The following is a 23,860-nucleotide window of genomic DNA, read 5'->3' as shown; positions in this document are numbered from 1 at the left end:
AACAACTTTTTAGTTTAGGTAGCGATATGAGTCAACTATAGGGTAAGTTGACCCTTAAAACCAATGAGAGTCATAGTGCATTGACGTTCTTGAAGAGGTCTAGAGTCAACTGTCTGAAGGCTGATCCTACTAAAAGGTGAAGGATATTCGTAAAGTAGATGCGCTCTTGGCAGGATGAAGAATGAATTTAGCTCACAAGACGCCTTCTGTCTAAAGCCAGAACTCGCGTTCCCTCCAAGCTTATAAGGTTTTGGTTTTTTTGGGAGGGTTGCCTTTTTTCATTTGAATTGCTGGGGAATCGGGGTTTTTGAGGTCAATATAGGCAATTTCGCTGGTTGAAAAATGTGCTGGCAAATCTCGCATTCGATCGAGAACGGTGAGCTGATAGGCAAACCGAGAAGTGTAAGCACCACAATGTACCCATCCTTGCTCGGTTTTCAGAATTAAATTGGCTGGGTTTTGCCAATCAATTTCAAATACTTTGACCGGACTGCGGCTAACGGCTTGGTAAAGTGCCGACCAGTAGGGGCGATATTCATCCCGATAGCCAATGATTTTTAAGGTCGGCAAGGGAATGGTGCGCTCTAGTTCGGTGTAGCTTTCTAAGGGCATCCAGACACCTTGTTCGTCCAACAATCCCAATACCGGCTGCGATCGCGTTTTGCGATTTGAGGCGGTTTGGCTGGAAGCGGGAGTCTGGCGCGTGCGCGTGCGGAGGGCGATCGCGACTGGCTGTCGTTCCGTAACTTGTACGGTGAGTCCTGGCGGCAACATTTGCCGAGTAACGGTAGCTTCCTTGATGGCAGGTTGTAATTCCAACTTATCGGCGATGATTTGCGGCTGTAGCCGCAGCAAATACTGAGGGTAAGATAGGGGCAGCAGCGACCGAATCGCTTGGATTGAAAGCGTTTTATTGCCCTCAATCGCAATTTGATCGGGTTTGCGGATCACCCAAGCGGGTAAAGTTGTCACCCAAACTAAACTGCCTGCTAAACCGGCGACGAAGATCGCTCGCCACATCGCTTGAAAAGATTTTATCCGTCGTTGGCGACGTAGTTTTTGACGCCGTTGGCTCAATTCGGTTTGTGATACTGATGCGATGCTTGTCATCCTAACTTCTCAATCGGGAGTTTGTGGTGCTTGAGGTAGACTGCACTCAACACAGCTTGATGGTGGTTCGCCGTAAGTTTAGGCGCGTCCTTCTTTAACTTAAACAGAGCGCTTGGGAGTTCCGACTATCCCCTCCTGACGGGGCTATCGCCCTATGCTCGCCAATCCGCTGACCGGGGAGAAAGTCACGATCGGTTCCCTCGGCAATTTCATCTAACAGGACGTTAACAGAATCTCTTTCTCTTTTCAGTACGGCTCATCAGGAACTGTAGCGGGAAATTCTAACGTCTAAATATTAACGTGACCGGGTCATTATGAACTCTGTTTAGACTACGGAAAAAGAATTTAAAATTGGGGATCGCTCTTCGCCGCCAAAATCTGGGCTTTTTCCATCGCTTTTTGGATCACTCGGCACGATTCGGCGAGGCAATCATCGCAATTCGACCTGAATCGAAGCGCATCTGAGAACCAAGCTGAGAGCGATCGCGTTATAGCCGCAAAGTAGCCGGTGGTTAGACGATTCAGGGCGAAGCATTCCTCTCAAATCCCCTCAACTCTACCAGGATGTATCTATCTCAGTGCAAGAGGGGTGCGCCCCTCCAGTCCGACTAGGGTCGCTTTAACGGAAGCTGTCTAGCAGTACAAAAATCAGTACAGGGATTGATCTGCATACTCAAGAGGTCGGCATGAAATTGGATTTGGAGAGATTCTATAAGGCTTGTAACCCTGCGAAGACGCTCATCTTCTCTAGGGCGGAAGATCGTCCCTACTATATCGATTTCTCAGCGGTGCGAGGTGGCAAAATTATTGAGGCGGTGGGGCGAACCATTGCCCGGATTTCACCCGACGATCCCACCAGTCAACTATTTACCGGACACATCGGCTGTGGGAAGTCTACAGAGCTATTTCGCTTGAAAGCCGAGTTAGAACGGCAGCAATTTCATGTGGTTTATTTCGAGTCCAGTCAAGAATTAGACATGGCGAATATCGATATCAGCGATATTTTGCTGGCGATCGCGCGTCAAGTCAGTGAAAGCCTGGAAGAAATTCAAATTCGACTCAAACCGAGTTACTTTTCTAACCTCTTCAACGAGATCAAAGACATCTTGCAGACTCCGATTGATGTCTCCGCTGAAGCCCAATTGTCTGTGGGGATTGGCAAAATTACTGCCAAAACCAAAGATAGCCCTAAGCTGCGGGATCAGTTGCGGCAGTACCTAGAACCCCGCACTGAAGGCTTTTTAAAAGCGATCAATGAAGAAATCCTGAAACGGGCAAACGAAGAACTGAAGCGACGCGGTCAAAAAGGCTTGGTGGTGATTATCGATAACCTGGATCGGGTCGATCCTCGACCAATGCCTTCGGGAGGTACCCTGCCAGAATACCTGTTTATCGACCGGGGGGCACAGTTACGCCGCTTGAGTTGCCATGTCGTTTACACGATCCCCTTGTCCTTAATTTTCTCTAACGATTACGAAGCTTTGAAGAATCGTTTGGGGGGTGGGGTGGCTCCCAAAGTGTTGCCAATGGTGCCGGTGCGGAACCGCGATGGTCGGGATTGCGAGGCAGGAATGACGTTGCTGCGAAAGATGGTGATGGTACGAGCCTTCCCAGAAGCGAACGAACAGCAGCACCTAGAGCTATTGACCAAGGTTTTTGATGCTTCTGAAACGCTGGATCGGTTGTGCCGGGTCAGTGGCGGTCATGTGCGGAACTTACTGGGATTGCTTTACAGCTGTCTTCAGCAAGAAGATCCACCGTTCTCCCGTGCTTGTTTGGAGAATGTGATTAAAGAATACCGTGATGATTTGGCGCTGGCGATTGATGAAGAGGAGTGGGACTTATTGTTTCGGGTGGTGCAGCAGCAAAATGTGAAGGGCGATAAAGAATATCAGACGCTGCTCAGAAGTATGTTTGTCTTTGAATATCGGGATGAGAATGGGCGCTGGTTTGGGCTGAATCCGGCTTTGATGGAGACGCCAAAATTTAAGTCTTTAGTGGCTCTTCACCCCTTAGAAGCTTGATGTATCTTGGATTGGGTCAGGATCGCGCTCCGATTGTTTTGCGTAGGGGCATGGCAGGGGCATTGCAATGCCACGCCCCTACAGAACGTGAATGCGTGAATGAGTGTAAGTTGATTTGATCCACGTTCCCGATCGGAGAGATTGACTTAAATCTAGGTACGGAGGAGGCGATCGCTTCCTCAACCTGATTACCAGTAGGGGCACGGTATTGCTGTGCCTCTACTCGACATCGTTTTAGATGCAGCCTGTCTGGATTCCCAGCGCGGTAAACTGTTTAAACTAGCTGGTAACGTTCAGCCCCCGAAGAATTAAAGATAGTGCGCTATGAGTTCATTTTTATTGGAAGTCGGTACAGAAGAATTACCTGCAAGCTTTGTGAATGATGCGATCGCGCAATGGCGATCGCGCATTCCTGCCAGTCTTACCGAAAATAGCTTGGCTCACGAGGCGATTGAAGTTTATGGCACACCCAGACGCCTCGCGGTGCTGATAAAAGGGTTGCCGACTCAGCAACCGGATCGAGAAGAAGAAGTCAAAGGGCCACCCGCGCAGGCAGCGTTTAAAGATGGGCAACCAACAAAAGCAGCAGAAGGGTTTGCGCGGAAGCTCGGTGTGGAAGTCAACGCTTTAGAAATTCGCCCCACCGACAAAGGCGATTTTGTCTTTGTTCGGCAAACCATCGCCGGACGCCCAACGGCTGAAATTCTCACCCAGTTAGTTTCCCAGTGGATTTTTGGATTAGAAGGCAAGCGGTTGATGCGCTGGGGCGATGGGGACATCAAGTTTCCGCGACCGATTGAGTGGTTGGTGGCTTTATTAAATGATGCCGTACTGCCTATAGAGTTAGTCAATGGTTCGGAGACGATTAAAAGCGATCGCATTACACGCGCTCATCGGGTTTTGCACCCCGAATCTGTGACGATTTCTCAGGCAGATGATTATGTCGATTCTCTACGTTCTGCTTCAGTGGAAGTGAATCCAGAATCGCGTCAAACCAAAATTCGAGAGCAAGTCCAGGCTGCGGCTCAAAAGATGGATGGCTACACCGAAATCTACCCAGATTTGCTGCAAGAAGTTACTCATTTAGTAGAGTTTCCCACAGCAGTTGTCGGAAAATTTGATTCTGAGTTTTTGAGCCTTCCGACTGAAGTGATTACCACAGTGATGGTAACTCACCAGCGTTATTTCCCAGTTTTTAAAACTGAAAAATTTAAAGAATTACTTCCCTATTTCATCACAATTTCTAATGGCGACCCGGCGAAGTCGGACATTATAGCCGAAGGAAATGCACGAGTAATTCGGGCACGATTAGCGGATGGTCAGTATTTTTATAAAGCTGACTTGTCCCAATCTTTAGAGAACTATTTACCTCAACTGGAAAAAGTAACCTTTCAGGAATCTTTAGGGTCAGTTCGGGAAAAAGTGGAGCGGTTGGTTAAAATTGCCGGTCACATTAACGAGCAACTGCAATTAGGCGAGGATGAAAGGAACAATATCGAACGAGCTACCTTGTTATGTAAAGCGGATCTCGTGACCCAAATGGTGGGAGAATTCCCGGAATTGCAAGGCATTATGGGACAGAAATATGCCTTAGCAAGTGGCGAACCGGAGGCTGTAGCAACCGCAATTATTGAGCATTATTTGCCGCGAGGTGCAGGGGATTCTTTACCCCAAACGATAACAGGGCAAGTTGTTGCTTTAGCGGATAGGTTGGATACTTTGGTCAGTATCTTCGGGTTGGGAATGCTACCTACAGGTTCTTCCGATCCCTTTGCTTTACGTCGTGCGGCGAATGCAGTGATTAATATCACTTGGGCAGCAGATTTACCAATTAATTTGCATCAATTGCTGCAAAAAATTGTTGCTGATTTTGTGGCTAAATATCCGAAGACAAAATCGGAGGAATTAGTGCGGCAATTGCAGGAATTCTTCTTGCAACGCATTCGCAATCTTCTACAAGATGAGCGCAATACTGATTATGACTTGGTGAATGCAGTTCTGGGAGAAAACGATCCGGAGTACACAGAACGAGCGTTAAAAGATTTATTGGATGTACGCGATCGCGCTTTATTCCTCCAGACAATTCGCAATAATGGCAAGCTGAATGAAATCTACGAAACTGTCAACCGTTCGACTCGTTTAGCAGCCCAAGGCGATTTAGATAAAGCTCAGTTACAACCAGAGACGGTGGTGAGTCCAGAACTATTCCAGAAAGCATCAGAGCAAGCTTTTTATGATGCTTTAGTGCAGATAGTTCCGCAAACTCAAGCATCTCAAGAACAGCGAAATTACCAGCTATTAGTGGATGGTTTGGCGCAGATTGCCCCGACTGTTAGCACTTTCTTTGATGGTGCTGAAAGTGTTTTGGTAATGGATGCCGATCCCAATATCAAGCGCAATCGGTTGAATATCCTGGGTTTGCTTCGGAATCATGCCCGTGTGTTGGCTGATTTTGGGGCGATTGTAAAGAGTTAGTCGGCGGTTAGGAAGGTTTGATTTTGGGAATTTTCTTGCTGAGCAAGCAGAAATTAAAAAGAAAAAAACCGCGAAGGCGCACTAGCGGAGCCATGTGCTCTCTTCGCTATAAAGAGCGAAGGAAGAATCAGGAAGGAGGCGATTGGTGGGATATGAGTTTTTAAATACCGTTATCGCGGTATGATACAGGATTGCTAAACCAGGGACTTTGCACTGCCATTGAGTTTATGCCCATCGCTCATATTATCGGTCTAGGAAAATCGGGAATTGCCGCTGCACGGTTGTTAAAACGGGAAGGTTGGGCGGTGACGATTAGCGATCGCAATTCGTCCGAAAATCTTCGCCAAGAGCAACAACAGCTTGCCAACGAGGGCATTGACGTGAAGTTGGGCTATTCCTTGGAACTTAACGGTTCCGATTTGCCCCAGATGATTGTCGTCAGTCCCGGCGTTCCTTGGGATGCACCGATATTAATAGAAGCGAGGAAGCTAGGTATCGAGACAATTGGAGAAATAGAACTCGCGTGGCGATATCTCCAATCTTGTCCTTGGGTAGGCATTACTGGCACTAACGGCAAAACTACCACGACAGCTTTAGTTGCTGCGATTTTTCAAGCGGCTGGTTTCCATGCTCCCGCCTGCGGCAATATCGGCTATGCTGCTGGGGAATTAGCGCTGGCGGAAAAGCCTCCAGATTGGGTAATTGCAGAACTCAGCAGCTATCAAATCGAGTCCTCTGCTACAGTTGCTCCGAAAATCGGGGTTTGGACAACCTTTACGCCGGATCACCTCAGCCGTCATAAAACCCTAGAAAACTACTACAACATTAAGGCACATCTACTGAGTCAGTCTCAGCAGCAAGTATTGAACGGAGACGATCCCGAACTGCGGAAAACTGCACGCGATCGCTTTCCCAATGCTTACTGGACAAGTGTGAATAAAGCCGATTTGATTGGGGAGAAAGGTTTCTACATCGAAGACGGGTGGGTTGTAGAGACGCAAATGGAATCTCCACAAGCTGAAAAACAAGGTGAAAAAATCGTGCAAGCATCGGCGTTGCGGATGGTGGGAGAACACAATCTGCAAAATCTCCTGATGGCGGTAGCGACGGCGAGACTGGCAGGAATTGAGAAAGAGGCGATCCAAGAAGCGATCACAAACTTCCCCGGCGTTCCCCATCGCCTGGAACACATCTGCACGCTGGCGGGGATTGACTTTATCAACGACAGCAAAGCCACCAACTACGACGCCGCCCAAGTTGGATTAGCTTCCGTTAACAGTCCCGCGATTTTAATTGCTGGTGGTGAAGCCAAAGCGGGTGATGACACCAGTTGGCTAGAGACGATTCAAACCAAAGCCACCGCCGTATTACTCATCGGTGACGCCGCCACTGTTTTTTCCCAGCGACTACAAGACGTTGGCTATTCCAGTTACGAAATTGTACAAACGATGGAGAAGGCTGTCTCTAGAGCGGCTGAATTAGCTCAAGCTCATGGCGCTAAAGTTGTCTTACTTTCTCCAGCCTGTGCCAGTTTCGATCAATACCAAAATTTTGAGCAACGCGGCGACCATTTCCGCCAACTTTGCCTTGAGTTATTGTAGCAATTAGAACTGTAGCATTTAGAACTGTAGCAATTAAACGAGTTCAGCTGTCAATTCTTGAATATATAGCTGATTGCAAGGGATTGTATCCGCTAGACTTGCATCGAATATCATACCCGTATGAATTTCTAGCTGAGCATCCGGTAACGCTTCAAAGAAAAAACGTTCTTTTGGAAAAACAATCCGCTCAAAGTACCAATTTGGGATATTCGCAATCCGAGCGATCTGAATTTGGCTGGTGGAATTGATATAACAGCAGAGAATTCTATCAGACGAATTTGGAGGAAGAGAATCAAGTATCTGAGTCATAACTATCCTACTTCTGTAAGGCTGATGATGAATGAATCTGGCTTTGCCGAAAACTCATACCAATTCGGTTGCTAATTTATAAAGCAGGGAATCGGTAATTTGTAATGTCTTTTCTTTACAGGATAGGGGTAATGCGAAAAGGCTGTCGGGTAAAATCCTGCCTTAACTGGGTGCTTATCCCATCAAGATTAAACTGAGCAACAGTCATTTTGTTATACTCATCTTGCATAAATTCATGCAGCATCCAAAACCATCTATCTCGATAGGGGGTTCCTTCAGTAAATCTTGAAGCAAGTTTGTAAGCATCTCTCATGGATACCAAGAACCCGTATTTATCGATGTCTTCTTCTTTTATACAATTTTTCTGCCAATAGACTGTAAGAGCATTCAGAGTTGCTTCATCAAGTAAATAAATTTCTTCTTTTTGACTCATTTTGTATTGTTCAACAGAATCTGTTGCCCTGAATAAACTGCTGTGAAAAATATCTTAATATTAACCAATTAGATAAATGAAGAAGCAGTATCGCAGATGATTTTTTGAGATCGTTCGCTCAATGTTGGTTGTTTAAGCTTCTTCCCATCTAACGGTCTATGTGAAACCCTGGTTTAGCTTTGACAAGAGTGATTAAATTTGGCATTTCCTGGTAACAATAGCTACAAAACCAGTAAACTTTCCCCAAAGCAGCATGGCGGACTAAGGGCTGGGAACAGCAAGGGCAAGAAGGCATTTTTCTTTTCTATTCAAACGCTTTATCTAAAAGTTAACGCCTAAAAGTGAAGAAGTCGGGAAGAAGGAAAGTTAGATTTTGTCAGCGTAACCATGCTTAAGGTCGGGGCGGGCTGTTTTGGAGACGATAACCTACGCCATAAACGGTTTCAATTAAATCAGCGGGTGCGCCCACTGCTTGCAGTTTCCGCCGTAAATGCTTAATGTGAGCCTTGATGGTCTCTTCATGAGGCATTTCTTCAGGCTGCCAAAGGCGTTGGAGAATCTCATCTCGCTTTAATATGCAGCTACCCTTTTTCAAGAACAGTTCTAGTAAGCAACACTCTTTTGCAGTTAAATTCAGAGGTTGACCGGCATAGGTAGCTTCATGGGTAGCTGGATTGAAGTGTAAGTCTCCCCACTTCAACACCGACTGCAAAGCCGAACCCTCTGAGTCCATTACCGTTTTGGCAGAAGCCAATAGCCTTATCAGTTTTTCTCGCTCTTTTCTTAGTTTTCTTAGGCTATTTCGCTGAGTGATTAGGAGCTTTTGTTGCTCAGTTAGTGCTTTTTGTCGCTTTTCATGGTTATTTTGACATGTAATCAAGTTTTTTTGGCTCCTTATCCTCGCTTGTTGTTGTCTTTCACTGGCTTCTGATTGATTAAGAGAGTTATCTGTATCGCTACTATGTGTGAAATTCATTTGTTTTAGGTGTAAACAAAAACGACACTAGCAGAGTAAAAGTTGCATTACAGCTAGAAGATTTATGGCTGTATGGCTGTAACGAACTTCGATTTTTTTAACTTATCTACGATCTATGACATTAGTGCCAACTATGACGTTAGTGCCAAAAAGTGAAAATCTGAGGTCAGGGTAAGATTCAATCGATAGTTTGGGGGACTTCCCTTCCGATGAAGCGATCGCCCTCGTTTCACTGAACGCTACTTAAACCTGAGACTCTTGTTTCAAGCGATAGCCCAAACCATAAACAGTTTCAATCAAATCACTCGGGGCACCAATCGCTTGCAATTTCTGCCGTAAACGCTTGATGTGGGTCTTGATTGTTTCTTCTTGCGGGATTTCTTCAGTGGGCCAAAGGCGGTCGAGAATCGCACTCCGACTCCACACCCGGCGACCATTTCGCACGAACAGCTCGATTAAGCGATACTCTTTTGCCGTCAATTCCAGAGGATGACCGCCATAGGTGACTTCACAGGTAATCGTGTTACAGCACAAGCCTTCCCAGTTAAGGATGGGTGGTACTGTCAAACTACCCCGACGCAGTAAAGCACGGATGCGAGCAAGTAACTCTTGCTTGTCAAAAGGGTAAACAACATAATCATCTGCACCTGCATCTAACAGCATTACCTTCTGAGCGGCGCTATCCTGAGTAGCCACGATGAGGATAGGAGTGCGATCGCCCATGCACCGCAATTGTCGGCAAAAGTCGATACCGTTCAAGTTCGGCAAGCACAAATTCAAGATAATCAAGTCGTAGGGAAAGGTTTGCGATTGCTCCCATCCGGCTTGACCATCAGGGGAAAAATCAACTACATAATTTTGGTCAACGAGCGCTTGGTTCAGGGTTTTAGCAAGGTATTGCTCATCTTCCACTAGCAGAATTCTCATAGGAGCTTCACTGAAAAAGTGAAAAACTAGGGAAAAGTTGGGTGTTTCCCTAGAGTATCACCGAGAAGCTGATTAAAGCATTGCTCTTTAGCATAGGATATAAAAAACGTCAACTATTTTTGGGCAATGCCAGCCGTTATTGCCCGAAATTGCTGCCAGCAGATGGTGAGGAGGTGGATGGCTCCGATTCCAGGCGATCGCTCTCCAAAAGCCGAGCGATCGCGTTCGCAACGAGCTGGGCGGCTCCTTGGAAGAAGGGTCGATCTAAATTGGTCGGCGTATCACTGGGCTGATGATAGTGGGGAGTCCGCAGATTCGCTGTATCGGTCAACAGCACTGCACCCACTCCCCGATACCAGAACGGCGCATGATCGCTACGCAACACATCGGGGGTCATGAGACCTTTTAAAGGCACGGGTACGGTGAGAACCAGGGGTAAACCGGGTTGAGCGGACTTTTTAAAAGCGTCTAGCAGTGGCAAGTGTTCGGTGTCCCCAACGACCGCTAGAAAGTCGCCTTTATCGCTGGGTGGAGTGATGGGCAAACCAGGGGGAAATTTCTGGCAGCCTGGGGTGTAGCAAGCATAGCCCACCATATCCATGACGATGACGCCGCGCAGGTTATCTAAATTTGTCTGCTTTGCGGCAAAGGCAAGACTGCCCCGGAGTCCCAATTCTTCTTGGTCAAAGAATGCTAATTGTAATGTCTGGGGAGTGGGGCGGGAACCGAAAAGATGAGCCATTTCCAGAATTACGGCAACGCCGCTGGCATTGTCATCGGCACCGGGAGAACCGGAAACAGTGTCGTAATGGGCTGCGATGAGGACGGTTCCGGCTTTCTTATCGGTGCCTTTGCGAGTCGCAACAACGTTGACGCCGCCCTCGAAAGGTTGTATTTTGGGCGACCAGCCCGATTTTTTGAGGGATTGGGTGAGATATTTGCGGGTGCGATCGCGTTCTGTCTGGGTGTAGCGCTGAAAGTTTAATGCGTTGACGTGCGCCATCAGCCGCTTTGGGTCTACATTCGGGGCATTGACGGGCTTCTCAGACGCCACTGCTATGTCGAAATGCTGGACTGGAGGTGCTGGAGTGCTTTCGACTCGGCTTTCAATAACTGGTTGCGGACGCTGCTGGAAAAATTCATGGCTGCTGACAGCGACTGCGATCGCGACCAGTGCTAACACCGAGACTATCCATTTCCTCATGTTTCTACCTAAAATTACCGTTTGTTTATCGCCGCCCCCCTTCCAGACCTAGAATAACGACTGAGGGAGTTGGGTCTATTCCAGCTTTCGACCGAACAAGCCCCTGGAGAGGTTCCTAAGAAACAAACATAATGTTGGATTTGTTGCTAGTCATGGCTTTGGGATTTTTGGGGAGTTTTGGTCACTGTGTAGGAATGTGTGGCCCTCTCACGGTAGCGTTTTCCCTTTCCCATCAGCAAAATACCGCTCCCCGCTGGCAGCAGCAACTGTATTTTCACGGGCTATTAAATTTGGGGCGGATTGTCAGTTATACCCTCACGGGTATTGGACTTGGGGCACTGGGTTCTCTGTTAATTGCCGGAGGGCAATTCGCTGGGATTGGGAGTGACTTGCGTCGCGCGATCGCTATTTTGACCGGACTGATGCTGATCTGGTTTGGCTTGGCACAGATTAAACCAGATTTCCTGCCTCGGCTCCCGATTTTACATCCCCTCAAGCAAGGCATCTGGCACAATCGTCTGAACGCCGCAATGGTCAAGCTGTCACTGAAATCGAGCCAGCCGCCCGGAGGGGTATTTGCAAGCGATCGCCAAAATCGCCCCTCCTTAACACCGGCTTTATTGGGCCTGGTTTGGGGCTTAATTCCCTGCGGATTCTTGTATGCAGCTCAACTCAAAGCAGCGGAAACGGGCAGTCTCTGGATGGGGGCAGCAACCATGCTCGCTTTTGGGCTGGGAACGCTGCCCATGATGCTGGGTGTCGGAGTGTCGGCATCTAAATTAAGTGCTGACAAACGCAGCCAGTTGTTTCGGCTGGGCGGTTGGGTGACGCTGACGATTGGTATCCTCACCCTGATGCGAACCGGCGACACAATGGTAGATTACACGGGACACGCGGCGTTACTTTGTTTGATGCTGGCGCTGATTGCCCGTCCGGTTAGCCGCTTCTGGTCGCAATTCTTACATTACCGCCGTGCCTTGGGAGTGGGAGCTTATGTGCTGTCCCTTGCCCACACTTTTCACATGGTAGAGCATACGCTGAACAGGAATTTCAACGCAGTGTTTTTTATGTTGCCAGTGCATCAATGGGGGATGGGTGCGGGAGCGATCGCTTTGGCGTTGATGACTCCAGCAGCACTAACTAGTTTTGACCAGATACAGAAATCTTTAGGCAAACGCTGGCGACAGATTCATCTGCTGAGCATTCCAGCGTTTCTCCTGTGTGTAATTCATGCGGTGCTAATCGGTTCCCATTACCTCGGTACTTTAGGGGGGACTTGGGCGAATCAGCTGCGGGTAGGGCTACTGGGAATGGTGGCGTTGGGTGTATTACTGGTGCGAGTTCGCTGGATTTGGTCACTTTTTTCACTTGAAAAATTATATGTCCCTCCTTCCCAGTCTCGGTAAAAGTATCACCTTACAAATTGACCAACCGTCTCTTCATCAGAGGGGTTGGGATAATCGCGGATATTTGTTGCAGACAATGGGTGAAACGGTGTTCTTCCTGACACTACTGGTTACACCCGCGACTGCCCATAAGGTGCAAATTGCAGAAGATGTCGGCGGTACCCTGCACATCGAACCCAATGACAACCCCAAAGCTGGAGAAGCTTCTCTTACCTGGTTTGCACTCACGCGCAAGGGCGGTCAAGTCATCCCCTTGCAGCAGTGTAATTGTCAGTTAACTGTCTACTCTGAACCCCGCACCCCAAACGCCCCCCCCGTCTTGTCGCCCGCGCTGAAAGCCATTTCCGCAGAAGGGTATCAAGGCATTCCGGGTGCCGAGATTGTCTTCCCCAAGCCGGGGACTTATCAGCTGCAACTCAGTGGCACACCCGCATCGGGAGCAAATTTTCAAGCGTTTGAGCTGAAATTTCCCGTTACCGTGGCAGCAGGGACGGCGGTGCCAAAAGTCAGTCAATCTAGCCAGCCGTCTACTCAGGAGCAAGTTCCTGGAGATACCTTAGCTTCCGCTAGTGCGAACAACTTCGCATCCGCTAGCGCGATCGCTTTATTCGTCATTTTCGGACTGGGAATCGCTTGGCTTGTCTGGCGGCGAAGAAAGTAAAGATGCTGGGAGACATTGCGCCGTGCAATTTTCTTGAATGAAAATCCCACCCGCTGCTTCTAACTTGCTTTAGAAGCAGTGGGTGGGACTGAGATTGTCTCTGTTAGTGCATACACTCGGAACCTCACCCCCAACCCCTCTCCGTGAACGGAGAGGGGAGAATATTGAACCCCTCCCCGTTCACGGGGAGGGGCAGGGGTGGGGTTCAACGTTCACAGGAAGGATCTGGAGTGGGGTTCACCTTAGTAGGTGCCGTCTTCGTACTCCGGCGCTTTGGTTTTTTCAGGAATGTTTAGGCGGGGTGCTTTGTAAGGCTCTGGTTCCTCAGCATCTTCCCAAACATCTTTCTCCTCGTATGCGTCTTCTTCGTAGTCCTCTTCATCGTCGTATGGCTCAGATTCCACGTAGGCTCGATCTTCATAACGAACGCCCCGCGTTTCGGTTGTTGCCTCGCTCCAGTTATCTTCTTCGTCGTCTTCTTCGTAATAAATGGATTCGGCTTGACGCTTCCGAACTGGCTCTGGTTCTGGTTCTTCCCACTCGTCCTCATCCCAGCGGTTGTCAACGACTGGGGTGGAAGTGCGGAGTGGCGTGACGGTCGGGGTGCGAATGGGGATGCCAGTTCCCAGTTGCTTGTCCGATGCAACCGTCGGCTGGAAGTAAGCTTCCTCGTCTTCCCGTTCCCAAGGCGCTTTGCCAATTCCCAGACGCTCTAAAACGCCCACCGTTAGCTGAACGAGACGCTCTTCGGAGCCTTCAAATACAATTAATCGATTCGGGCCACTGCTGACAATTTCCTCAATCGGCAGCTCATAGGTGCTAATCACCTGGTCGGGAATTTGCGGCAACCCCAAAGATGCAACGATCAAGGAGTAAACTTTGCCACTGTCAGGATCGAACTTGAAACTCCGGACTCTCCCTAGAAGTTCGCCCGTTTCCGTAATCACTTCGCTGTTGATCAGGGTGCTGTAGGCATCAACGTCGATATCTTCAATAACGTCGTCATCTTCAACCAAGATCACATCGCCCATCTGACGGATGCTATCAAGGAGCATATACCGGGGCATTCCCGCAATCGAGAGCAGATTGTCTCGCAAACCGAGCGCCACAACCTTGCGCTGATCGATGTCTACCAATAGCTCCTTGACAACACCCACGCGCTTACCAGTGTCGCGGGTGATGACTTGGGTATTTAAAATGTCGGAGCGTTGACGGATTTGTTCAGATGTCATTGGAGGCCGAATCCCGATCTCGAATCCTATTAGTTACTAATACTAATTCAAATCATACAGACTCTTTTTGAGACTGCAATTTTAGTCCCAAAACTTGGGTGTAAGCTCCTCGCGCCTGAGTGACGCCGATCGTGCGTTCAGATGACTCAATCATAGGGCGTCGGAGACTCACAACAATAAACTGCGCCTGCATCGCTTGTTGTTTAATCATTCTAGCTAATCGCTCTACGTTTGCCCCATCCAAAAACATATCGACTTCATCAAAAGCATAGAATGGCGAGGGACGGTAGCGTTGCAGGGCAAAGATGAAACTCAGGGCGGTGAGGGATTTTTCGCCGCCGGACATGGAAGCAAGCCGCTGTACGGGTTTGCCTTTGGGGTGTGCAACGAGGTTTAAACCTCCAACGAAAGGATCTTCAGAATCGTCGAGTTGTAAGTAGCCATCGCCATCGGAAAGTTCGGCAAATATTGACTGAAAGTTTTGATTGACTGCATCGAAGGCTTCTTGGAAGGCGCGGCGTCGGAGGGTGGTGAAATTTTCAATTCGCAATAACAATTCGGTGCGTTCTGCTTCTAATGTTGCTAATTTCTGAGTGAGTTCTTCTAATCGGGTGGTGGTACGTTCGTATTCTTCTAACGCCAGCATATTGACGGGTTCCATTGCTTGCAGGCGTTTGGCGATCGCTCGCATTTCTTTTTGCAATTGTTCGAGTTGAGCGATTAAGGAGTCAAAGGCGATCGCTTCCGTCTCAGTAGAACCCGGATTGACAAGCATGGGCACTTCTGGCAGCGGATCGGGTAATTCTGCCTGTTGTGCTTCTAGCTGCGGTTGCACGGTGGCTAAGGCTTCTCGGTGCTGTTGTTGGGTTTCTTGAAGTTTTTGCTGTTGCCATTCCATCTGCTGTTGGGAAAGATGACGCGATCGCAATTCTTGTTCGGCGCGATCGCGTTGTTGTTTAATTTCCCCTAATTTCTCCTCTTGCTGTTTTAATCCGGCTTGGGTTTGGGCAATTTGAGTGCTAAGTTCTTCGGCTTTAGTGTTGAGTGCTGTTAGCTGATTTTGTTGCTCTATCTGTTGCGTGCGATATTCTTGCAAGCGCTGCTGACATTCTTGGATTTTTTCTTGCGATCGCTGTTGCTGATTTTCCAAATCTTTTAATCTTTGCTCAGCAGCCCGAAGCGCTTTTTCTCGTTCTTGTAGTTGTTGTTCGGCAGTTTTAATCGTCGCCTGAATTTGTTGCCATTCGCTTGAAGTTTGAGATTGTTCTAATTCTGCTAAAGCTTGCCGCAATTGTTGCAGTTGCGCTTCCTGCGCCGGTAATTCGGCATCGAGAGAGGCTAAGCGAGACTCAGCCGTGTGGAATTCTTGGGTATTTTTAGAAAGAAGCGATCGCGCTTGTTCTGTTTGTGCAATTAAGTTCTTAATTTCCTTTTGCAACTGTTGGCATTGCAGTTCTTGTTCCCGCCGCTTCGCCTTCGCCTCCGTCAATTCTTGGCTCAGATGCTTGGTTTTTGCGGTCAAAGAACTGATAATCTCACCACAGCGATCTAAAATTCGCTCAATTTCTTGCAAGCGATTTCTCAACGCCGATGCTTCCGCTGATTCTGCCGCGTCAGCCGTCCCAAAATGCAGCCCGGAACGTTGATTGCTACTGCCACCCGTCATCGCCCCGCTGCTTTCCAACAGTTCCCCATCGACGGTGACGATCCGGTGCTGCCCCAAGTGACGACGCGCATCATTGAGGTTATTAAAGACAACGGTGCTGCCGAAGACGTAGGCGAAGATATCCCGATACCGCGCCTCACAATCAATCAAATTCACCGCATAGTCAATAAATCCATTCGCATAACTCAGCGCCACCGTTTGAGAAAATCGCGGCGGCTGAATTTTATTCAGGGGTAAGAAGGTGATTCGCCCTGCCCGTTTTTGTTTCAGCAGTTCGATTCCCGCTGCTGCCACGCCGTCATCTTCTACTACGAGATTTCCCAGACGCCCACCGGCGGCGGTTTCCAGTGCCAGCTGATAGCGGGGTTCCACGCGCCCTAGCTGGGCGACTAAGCCGCAGACACCGGGTAATCCTGATTGCAAAATCACTTTTGTGGCGAAGGTGCCTTGCGCTTCTTGCTCGGCTTGGGCTTGCGCTTCGAGTTTATCGAGTTGGCGCTGTTTGTCCCGTTGCTCTTGTAGCAGTCGCTTCTGAGTTTCTTGCTGGATTTGCAACTCGTGTTCGGCGGCTGCCAGAGATTGGGCTAAAGATTGGATTTCTTGGGCATAATCATTGAGTTGTATTTCAAAATCAGCTAATCGAGACTGTTTTGTGGTTATTTCTGGCTCAATTGTTTTTAAAAGCTGGTTTTGCTCCTCGATTTGCCGCCCCAAGTTGGCATAACGCTCTCTCAGTTGCGCTTGCTCGGTTCGTTGCGGTTCGACCGTTTGCAGTAAAGTTTCGATTTGGCGATTTAGGGCGGTTTGTTGCTGCACCCAAGCTTCCGAGGCGGCAGCGATCGCACTGGCGGCTTCCCGTCTTTGCTCTAAAACTTGCTGCGCTTCATCCCGTGCGGCACGTAGAGACGCGATATCGTTGGTTTCGATAACTTGTTGTTCTTGAGCGAACTGTTGCAGCTTTTGCTGGTGTTGTTGAAGACTTCGCTCCTCGTGTTCTATATTCGCTGTTGTCGTCCCAAGTGCTGTTTCTAACTCGCGCTGCTGACGTTGAGCCGCACGCCGTTCCGCTTCCTGAGTCGCGAGAACCGATTGCAAAGCCAGAAGTTCTTCTTCCCCCAGCGCTTTCACTTGCGCGTTGAGTTGGTCGAGTTCTGCGGTTGCTTGCTGGATTTGACCATTGAGGGCAGTTAGTTGGGTGGTTAACTCAACACAAGTGCGATCGCCTGCTGCGATTTGCTCTTTGAGGCGTTGCTCTTGTTGTTGAAGACTGCGCCATTTTAGAACGACTTCCCACTGTTCTTTCTGCTGAAGTTCGGCGCGAAGTTTTTGGTATTTTTCAGCTTTGATGCGATCTTGAGATAAGCGATCGCGTTGGGCAACCAGTTCCGCCTCAACGATGCGACAGCTATCTTCCCGCTCTTTAACGGAATCTAGCGTGTTCTTCGCCTGCACAATTTTCCGGTCAAAGGTCGCCACTCCAGCTAATTCATCAATAATTTCCCGCCGTTCTCGCGGGTTCATCGAAATAATCCCGGTGACATCCCCTTGCAACACGACGTTGTAGCCTTCTGGATAAATCCGCAGGCGGTTCATTTGTTCGTGGAGTTCCGTGAGGTTGCAGGATGCGCCGTTGATGTAGTAATTCGAGGTGTACGTGCCTTGCTGAGTGACTCGCAGTTTCCGCGTCACACTCCAGTCTGAGTTATCATTTCTCCCCCCCTTTTTAAGGGGTGGTAGGGGGGGATCGTCACTCACTTTTTCCAGGGTGGGATCGTCAGGATTTTCTCCTTGCCCATTGTGCGTCTCCTCCTCCTCATCTGCGAAAGCATCCGGTACATCAGACAAATCAAACGTCACCGTCACGCTAGTCTCCACCGTGCCGCGATGGGTTTGGTTGTGATTCACCAAATCCGGCAAGCGTTCCGCCCGCATTCCCTTAGAACTGGCGAGTCCGAGGCAAAACAGCAACGCATCAAGAATATTCGACTTCCCCGAACCATTAGGGCCAGAAACCACGGTAAACCCCGGCAGCAACGGAATTGAGGTGGTGCCACCGAAGGATTTGAAGTTACTGAGTTCCACTCGCTTGACATAGACCATAGGTGCTGGTCAATTAGGCTGTTCGGGTAGGTACAAGTGTATCAGCGTAATGATTCTCAACAGGTTAGCACGGGGATATCCGTCGATGAAAGATGATCGAACCGCAGAGGACGCAGAGGAGGAGAGGGATAGAATAGCGACGAATTTATTTGTGTGAGTATAGTGCGATTATGCCCAGATTGAGCTTGCGATCGCTTGGCATCTAATCCTGGTTATCTCTAAATATGACAACTCCTGACTTGCTTCGGCTACTGCTTTTATTGCTGCTGGGATTACTAGCCGTTATTGGGGGGCTGCTGTCTAGCGCATTTGATAAACAGAATTCCTTACCCGGCAAGTGCTTTATTTTTGGGTTAGGAGTGTTGTGCGGCGTTCTAGCACTCGTTGGCGGCGGGTTCATTACTACGGCACAGGCAGAGCAAAACGCTACCTGGATTCAGAAGGTTTGCTGGACTTTGGGCTTTGGCTACGTTTTTGCGGTGCCAACGACGCTGTATTTGCTCAGAAGTAGGCAAGGAAATAACGCTGAAACTTCCAGCACACCAGAGGCAATTTCACAGCGACGGCGGCAGGAATTGCTGGAAATCATGCGAACTGATGTAACAGTGCGGAGGAAAGACTCTCTGCATGACGATCTGTTGATTTCGCTACTGATGGAAGACCAACGGGAAGAGGTGGGACGACCTCCAGAAGTAACGGTGAATGCTAAACCGTCTCCTGGTTGGTGGGAGAGGCTACCGAAATTTATACGAGCAACCGCTGAGTCTGAACCTGGCAAAAAAATTATAGATGTCTTTGAGCGAGATGATATTGCAGGCAGATTGCTAATTTTAGGTGCGCCCGGATCTGGCAAAACCACAATGCTGCTGGAACTAGCGCAAGACTTGATTTTAGCTGCCCAACAACAGCCGGAAAAGCCAATCCCGGTAATATTTGAACTTTCTAGCTGGAAAGATGATAAGCAAGCGATCGCTGACTGGCTGGTAGCTGATTTAAAGTTTCGCAATAATATCCCAGATGCAATTACTCGTGAGTGGTTAGAAACAGGTAAATTATTGCCCCTGTTGGATGGTTTGGATGAATTGAAAACTCGTCAGGGAAAGTGTATTGACAGAATTAATGAATTTCTGCAAACAACTTCTGGTTTATCTCAGATTGTTGTCTGCTGTCGTGAAGAAGAGTACAAAGCAGGTGAGGAAATCTTAACGCTACGGGGAGCAGTTTGTCTGAAACCGCTGGAAGAAAAGCAGATCCAATGCTATCTGCAACGCTTAAACTGCGGACATCTCTGGCATGGTATGCAGAATGACCCAAATGGTTTACTGGAGTTGGCAAAGATGCCGCTGTTTTTACATCTTATTCCAGTAGCTTATCCAAATGGTTTAGAAAGCAAAGCTGAACGCTTCAATTCTCCGGCTGAACTCGAAGTATACCAAGAAAAATGCCGTAAAGATTTGTTTGAGGCTTACATTAGACTCCGCTTAGAAAAGCCTCACGACTATCAAGGATATGATCCAAAAGATAGTAAACGCTGGTTAATTTGGCTATCAAAAAACTTGAAAAAACAGAACAAAACAGAATTTTACATTGAAAAAATATACCCTATATTTTTTAGCAACAAGCTAGAAAAATTGGTATACAAACTAATTATTTCGTCAATTATCGGGTTGCTACATGGACTATTTATCGGGCTGCTTATTGGGCTGATTACTGGGCTGACTAAGGCGCTGATTATTGGGCTGATGATTATTGGGTTGATTGTGGAAATACATAGTGGACTTACTTCTAATCCAATAGCATTGGCTAATAGACTTAATATATCTTGGACAGGGACAACAACTCGTAAACATATAATGATCGGGATATTAAGCTGGCTGGCGCTCGGGCTGATGTTTTGGTTAAACAAACTGATGCTTTTGCTAATTATTGCGTTATTTTCTGGGTTATTTTTAGGGGTTATTTATCAAGTAACTATTGATAATAAAATAAAAACTAGAAACAAGCCCAACCAAGATATTTTAGAGTCAGCAAAAATTACTGGATTCAATAGTTTAGTTATCTTGCCTTTCAGTGTGCTACTTTTTTATACAGTGCCATTGGTAGTTAGAGGACAAACTGTGGAGCTTCTCAGTATACTAATTCCTGGGTTTAGTTTGGCACTAATGTTTGGAGTTATCTTTGATGGTTTACCTGTCATTCAACACTTTGTGTTGCGGCTAATCTTGTGGAAGAGTGGGGCGATTCCTTGGAACTATGCGCGTTTCCTCAGCTATGCAAATGAGCGTAGGTTGATTAAACAAGTCGGCGGACGCTATCGCTTCATTCACGACTTGCTAAGAGAACACTTCGCCAAAATGTAACTGTATATTAGCAACCCCATTTGAGTGGTGAGATGCCAGCGGTTCAGATACCCGACTTCTTGAAGAAGTCGGGTATCTTGCCTTCACGAATTATTGAGGATTACTATATAGCTCAGAGTAACAGTAGTTGCACGAAGTGAGAGCGCAGCTTCGCCTCAAACTGCGTCCTACACATCTTCATATCCTCTTCAACTGAGCGCGATCGCTCCCAGCTATGATGCTTGTATAGAATCACCAGCAACCAGTAACAGCGTAAACTGAGATGACACCGACGCTCTTAAATAACCGCTATCGCATCATTCGGGCGTTGGGAACAGGTGGGTTTGGCGAAACCTTTTTGGCGGAAGACACCTATATGCCTTCCCGTCGTATTTGTGTCATCAAGCAACTGAAACCTGTAGCCAATAACCCCCAAGTTTATCAACTCGTTCAAGAGCGATTTCAGCGAGAAGCAGCTATCTTAGAGCAACTGGGTGAAGGGAACGAACAAATTCCTCGGTTGCACGCTTATTTTGAAGAAAAAGAGCAGTTTTACTTAGTTCAGGAATGGATTGAAGGTTTTACCCTGAGTCAAAAATTGCAACAGCAGGGACTTCTCAGCGAAAAATTAGTCAAGGAAATGCTAGCAAGTCTCTTGCCAGTTTTGGATTATATCCACACCAAAGGGATTATCCACCGAGATATCAAACCGAGCAATATTATTCTGCGACAACAGGATGACAAGCCTGTTTTAATCGATTTTGGCATCGCCAAGGAAATCATTGATAGGACGGTAGACGCCCAAGGCGATATCAGTCAATCAATTGCTGTCGGGACGCTGGGTTATATGCCCCCAGAACAAGCAGCGGGTAAACCTGTCTACGCAAGCGATATTTATAGTCTAGGATTGACTGCGATTTATCTGCTGACAGGTAAACGTCCTCAAGACTTCCATATCAATCCTCAGACGGGCGAGATGATGTGGGATGCAGACGCCCTAGGATTCAGCCCGAATTTAGTAGAGGTTTTGGATAAGGCAGTGCGATGCCATTCGAGCGATCGCTATCCAGATGCCAAAACCATGCTATCAGCTTTGCAACCTCACGACCAAGCCTTGCCGCACGCCCAAAAGCTTTCCATATCTGATGTAAATACGATTAACTTTGCAGAGATACCAACCTCACCCCTTCCATCTGTTAGACAAGAGAAGTCAGAACCTAGGATTCCCCACAGCCGTCAGGAGTATCGCCATCGCCAGATATTGATCAATAAGGTCAAAAATTACTGGATAAAAGGCGTTCTTGAAACTTCCTTACATGGCAAAGCGCTAATAGAAGTCGGCTTAGAAAAACGCTTGGATGCAATCGATCGACCTTGGGGGATTGTCTGGGAAACTGCCGACCAACCCAGACAAACTTTATCTAAAAATACTAGAGTCATCGACCTTTTCAATCAAATGGGAGAAGGGCGAACTTTATTAATATTAGGCGAACCGGGGGCAGGAAAAACAACAACCCTTCTAGAACTCGCCCGCGATCTGATTAATCTTGCCGAAAAAGATGTCAATCAGCCAATTTCCGTAGTATTTAATCTTTCTGCCTGGACAAATGCCAAAGAAAAAATTGCTGACTGGCTGATTCGGGAACTCAATACTAAATATCAAGTTTCTAAAGAAATTGGGAAGAATTGGATTAAGGAGCAACAACTACTACTGTTACTAGATGGCTTAGATGAAGTCAGTGCCGAACGGCGGGAGTATTGTGTTGAAGCAATTAATCAATTTAGCCAGGAATACGGGCAAACTGAAATTATTGTTTGTAGCCGCATCAAAGATTATGAATTGTTATCAAACCGCCTCCGATTTCAAGGCGCAGTTTTTATCCAACCGCTCACTTTAGAACAAATTTACCAATATCTAAAAAGCACGGGAACAGAACTAGCAGCACTCAACACCGCACTGCAAGCAGATACGACACTGCAAGAATTAGCCAAATCCCCGCTAATACTCAGTATTATGACCCTCGCTTACCAAGGAATGTCAATTACTGACTTACCCGGTCTAAATTTAGAAGAACGCCGCCAACATTTATTTGATAAATATATTCAAAGAATGTTTGAGCGCAGAAGTGGGAATACTCAGTATTCAAAAGAACAAGCAATACATTGGCTAAGTTGGCTGGCACAAAGGTTAGTTGAAAAGTCACAAACGGTATTTTTAATTGAACGGATTCAGCCTAGTTGGTTGCCAACAAACAGGCAAAGAAGAATATATGCTGTTACGCTGGGTTTGCTGATTGGACTGAGTGCAGCATTGGGGGCTGGTATAATTTCTGGGCACGCGGCGGGACTGCAAGTTGGACTAATTGTTGGACTCATTAGTGGACTATGTGGTTTTCTGGGTGCAGGGTTAATTTTTGGAGTGATTAGTAATCAAATCAACCCAGTTGAAACCCTGAAATGGTCAAGTGCAAAAGCAAAAGATAACCTAAAATCTGGGCTAGTTGTTGGGCTGATTGCTGGGGTAATCTTGGGACTAAGTAGTGGGCTAGTTTCTGGATTAGTGTTTAATCTCCAATCAGGGTTAACTGATACTTTAATTTCTGGGCTAAGGGGTGGTCTGGGTGCGTGGCTAATTTTTATATTGATGCGTGGGTTGATGGGGCCAGGAATCGCAACCAGTACAGTTCCGAATCAAGGAATTTGGCAGTCAGCAAGAAATGCAACATTCTTTGCAATTGTAGGAATCTTGGGGTTAGGAATCATTGCTGGAGTGATAGGGATTCCCCTATTTTGGGGACTAATTATTGGGTTATTTTTCGGAATGTTTGCAGCGGGTGAAGCTTGCGTGAAACACTTTGCTTTACGAGTTATTCTTTATTGCAACGGTTACATACCTTGGAACTATGCGCGTTTTCTAGACTGGGCAACTGAGCGCATTTTGTTACAAAAAGTGGGCGGCGGTTATATTTTTGTTCACCGATTGTTGTTAGAGCATTTTGCTCATAAATCTAACACTCTTAAATATAGCAATCGCCAAGGTAATTAGGACGACAAGCATAAGACATGCTCGATTGCATCTCGCAAACAATTAAACTGGTCGAGTTGTTTGCGGATGCGGCTGTTGAGCCAAGACCAGCAGTTCTCAATTTTGTTGAGGTCGGGGGAGTAAGGTGGTAAATACCAAAGTTGAGCACCAGCCGCTCGAATCAACTGCTCAATCCGCCCGCCCTTGTGAAAGGTAGCATTGTCCATAATCACCACTTGTCCAGGTTCGAGTACCGGGATTAAGCAATGCTCTAACCAACTCTCAAACACCAGCCGATTGCAAGCCCCTTCGACAGTAAACGGAGCAAGTAGTTTTCGATTACATAAAGCAGAAATCATGTTGACCCGCCCT

At 47.4% G+C, this 23,860-nt stretch carries 16 protein-coding genes; 7 read left to right on the top strand and 9 right to left on the bottom strand.

All coding sequences use genetic code 11. The features are described from left to right. Window positions 1-240: 240 nt before the first annotated feature. Window positions 241-1,110, bottom strand: coding sequence for an FtsQ-type POTRA domain-containing protein (locus tag NDI44_RS03045; protein WP_190412311.1), 870 nt, complete (start codon window positions 1,108-1,110; stop codon window positions 241-243). A 686-nt stretch (window positions 1,111-1,796) separates the two neighbouring features. On the opposite strand from NDI44_RS03045, the gene NDI44_RS03040 reads away from it, so the two are divergent. The 3 genes from NDI44_RS03040 (at window position 1,797) to murD (ending at window position 7,210) form a co-directional block, all read left to right on the top strand. Next, entirely contained in the window at window positions 1,797-3,134 is a 1,338-nt protein-coding gene (locus tag NDI44_RS03040) for a P-loop NTPase fold protein (RefSeq protein ID WP_190412310.1), read from the top strand. 324 nt (window positions 3,135-3,458) lie between these two features. After that, window positions 3,459-5,609 carry a glycine--tRNA ligase subunit beta gene (gene glyS, locus NDI44_RS03035; RefSeq protein WP_190412309.1) on the top strand — a complete coding sequence of 717 codons (2,151 nt, stop codon included), beginning with the start codon at window positions 3,459-3,461 and terminating at the stop codon, window positions 5,607-5,609. Window positions 5,610-5,836: 227 nt separating this feature from the next. Next, window positions 5,837-7,210 carry a UDP-N-acetylmuramoyl-L-alanine--D-glutamate ligase gene (murD, locus tag NDI44_RS03030; protein WP_190412308.1) on the top strand — a complete coding sequence of 458 codons (1,374 nt, stop codon included), beginning with the start codon at window positions 5,837-5,839 and terminating at the stop codon, window positions 7,208-7,210. Between the two features lie 33 nt (window positions 7,211-7,243). Here the strand turns inward: murD and NDI44_RS03025 are convergent, their stop codons facing one another. From NDI44_RS03025 to NDI44_RS03005, 5 genes are all read right to left on the bottom strand, one after another. After that, entirely contained in the window at window positions 7,244-7,519 is a 276-nt protein-coding gene (locus tag NDI44_RS03025; RefSeq protein ID WP_190412307.1) for a DUF1830 domain-containing protein, read from the bottom strand. 115 nt (window positions 7,520-7,634) lie between these two features. After that, window positions 7,635-7,952, bottom strand: coding sequence for a hypothetical protein (locus tag NDI44_RS03020; RefSeq protein WP_190412306.1), 318 nt, complete (start codon window positions 7,950-7,952; stop codon window positions 7,635-7,637). Window positions 7,953-8,343: 391 nt separating this feature from the next. Next, a complete protein-coding gene (locus NDI44_RS03015) occupies window positions 8,344-8,706 on the bottom strand; it encodes a winged helix-turn-helix domain-containing protein (protein ID WP_199302601.1) in 363 nt (120 codons plus the stop codon). 465 nt (window positions 8,707-9,171) lie between these two features. Continuing rightward, window positions 9,172-9,855, bottom strand: a complete 684-nt coding sequence (locus NDI44_RS03010; RefSeq protein ID WP_190412304.1) for a response regulator transcription factor — start codon at window positions 9,853-9,855, stop codon at window positions 9,172-9,174. Between the two features lie 136 nt (window positions 9,856-9,991). Then, window positions 9,992-11,059, bottom strand: coding sequence for a M28 family peptidase (locus NDI44_RS03005; protein WP_190412303.1), 1,068 nt, complete (start codon window positions 11,057-11,059; stop codon window positions 9,992-9,994). A gap of 131 nt (window positions 11,060-11,190) precedes the next feature. Here NDI44_RS03005 and NDI44_RS03000 point away from each other — a divergent pair, with 131 nt between their 5' ends. Then, the gene (locus NDI44_RS03000) at window positions 11,191-12,465 is read left to right on the top strand and encodes a sulfite exporter TauE/SafE family protein (RefSeq protein ID WP_190412302.1); all 1,275 of its coding nucleotides are present in this window, start codon (window positions 11,191-11,193) and stop codon (window positions 12,463-12,465) included. Next, a complete protein-coding gene (locus tag NDI44_RS02995) occupies window positions 12,440-13,126 on the top strand; it encodes a hypothetical protein (RefSeq protein ID WP_199304820.1) in 687 nt (228 codons plus the stop codon). The genes NDI44_RS03000 and NDI44_RS02995 overlap by 26 nt, the downstream gene beginning before the upstream one ends. A 242-nt stretch (window positions 13,127-13,368) precedes the next feature. On the opposite strand, the gene NDI44_RS02990 is transcribed toward NDI44_RS02995, so the two are convergent. Continuing rightward, the gene (locus NDI44_RS02990; protein ID WP_190412301.1) at window positions 13,369-14,358 is read right to left on the bottom strand and encodes a PRC-barrel domain-containing protein; all 990 of its coding nucleotides are present in this window, start codon (window positions 14,356-14,358) and stop codon (window positions 13,369-13,371) included. A 52-nt stretch (window positions 14,359-14,410) separates the two neighbouring features. Then, a complete protein-coding gene (smc, locus tag NDI44_RS02985; protein ID WP_190412300.1) occupies window positions 14,411-18,124 on the bottom strand; it encodes a chromosome segregation protein SMC in 3,714 nt (1,237 codons plus the stop codon). Between the two features lie 224 nt (window positions 18,125-18,348). On the opposite strand from smc, the gene NDI44_RS02980 reads away from it, so the two are divergent. Beyond that, entirely contained in the window at window positions 18,349-20,484 is a 2,136-nt protein-coding gene (locus NDI44_RS02980; protein WP_190412299.1) for an NACHT domain-containing protein, read from the top strand. A gap of 262 nt (window positions 20,485-20,746) precedes the next feature. After that, on the top strand, window positions 20,747-23,509 hold the full coding sequence (locus NDI44_RS02975; protein WP_190412298.1) for a protein kinase: 2,763 nt from the start codon (window positions 20,747-20,749) through the stop codon (window positions 23,507-23,509). Here the strand turns inward: NDI44_RS02975 and NDI44_RS02970 are convergent. Beyond that, window positions 23,506-23,860: IS630 family transposase (locus tag NDI44_RS02970; RefSeq protein WP_190412297.1), on the bottom strand; the 355-nt coding region annotated here is incomplete at its 5' end. The two genes, NDI44_RS02975 and NDI44_RS02970, sit on opposite strands and share 4 nt — an antisense overlap.

Source organism: Trichocoleus sp. DQ-A3 (assembly GCF_039961975.1).
Taxonomy (GTDB): domain Bacteria; phylum Cyanobacteriota; class Cyanobacteriia; order Cyanobacteriales; family FACHB-T130; genus FACHB-T130.
The sequence above is the reverse complement of the archived record's forward strand: the minus strand, read 5'-3'. Positions and strand labels throughout refer to the sequence as shown.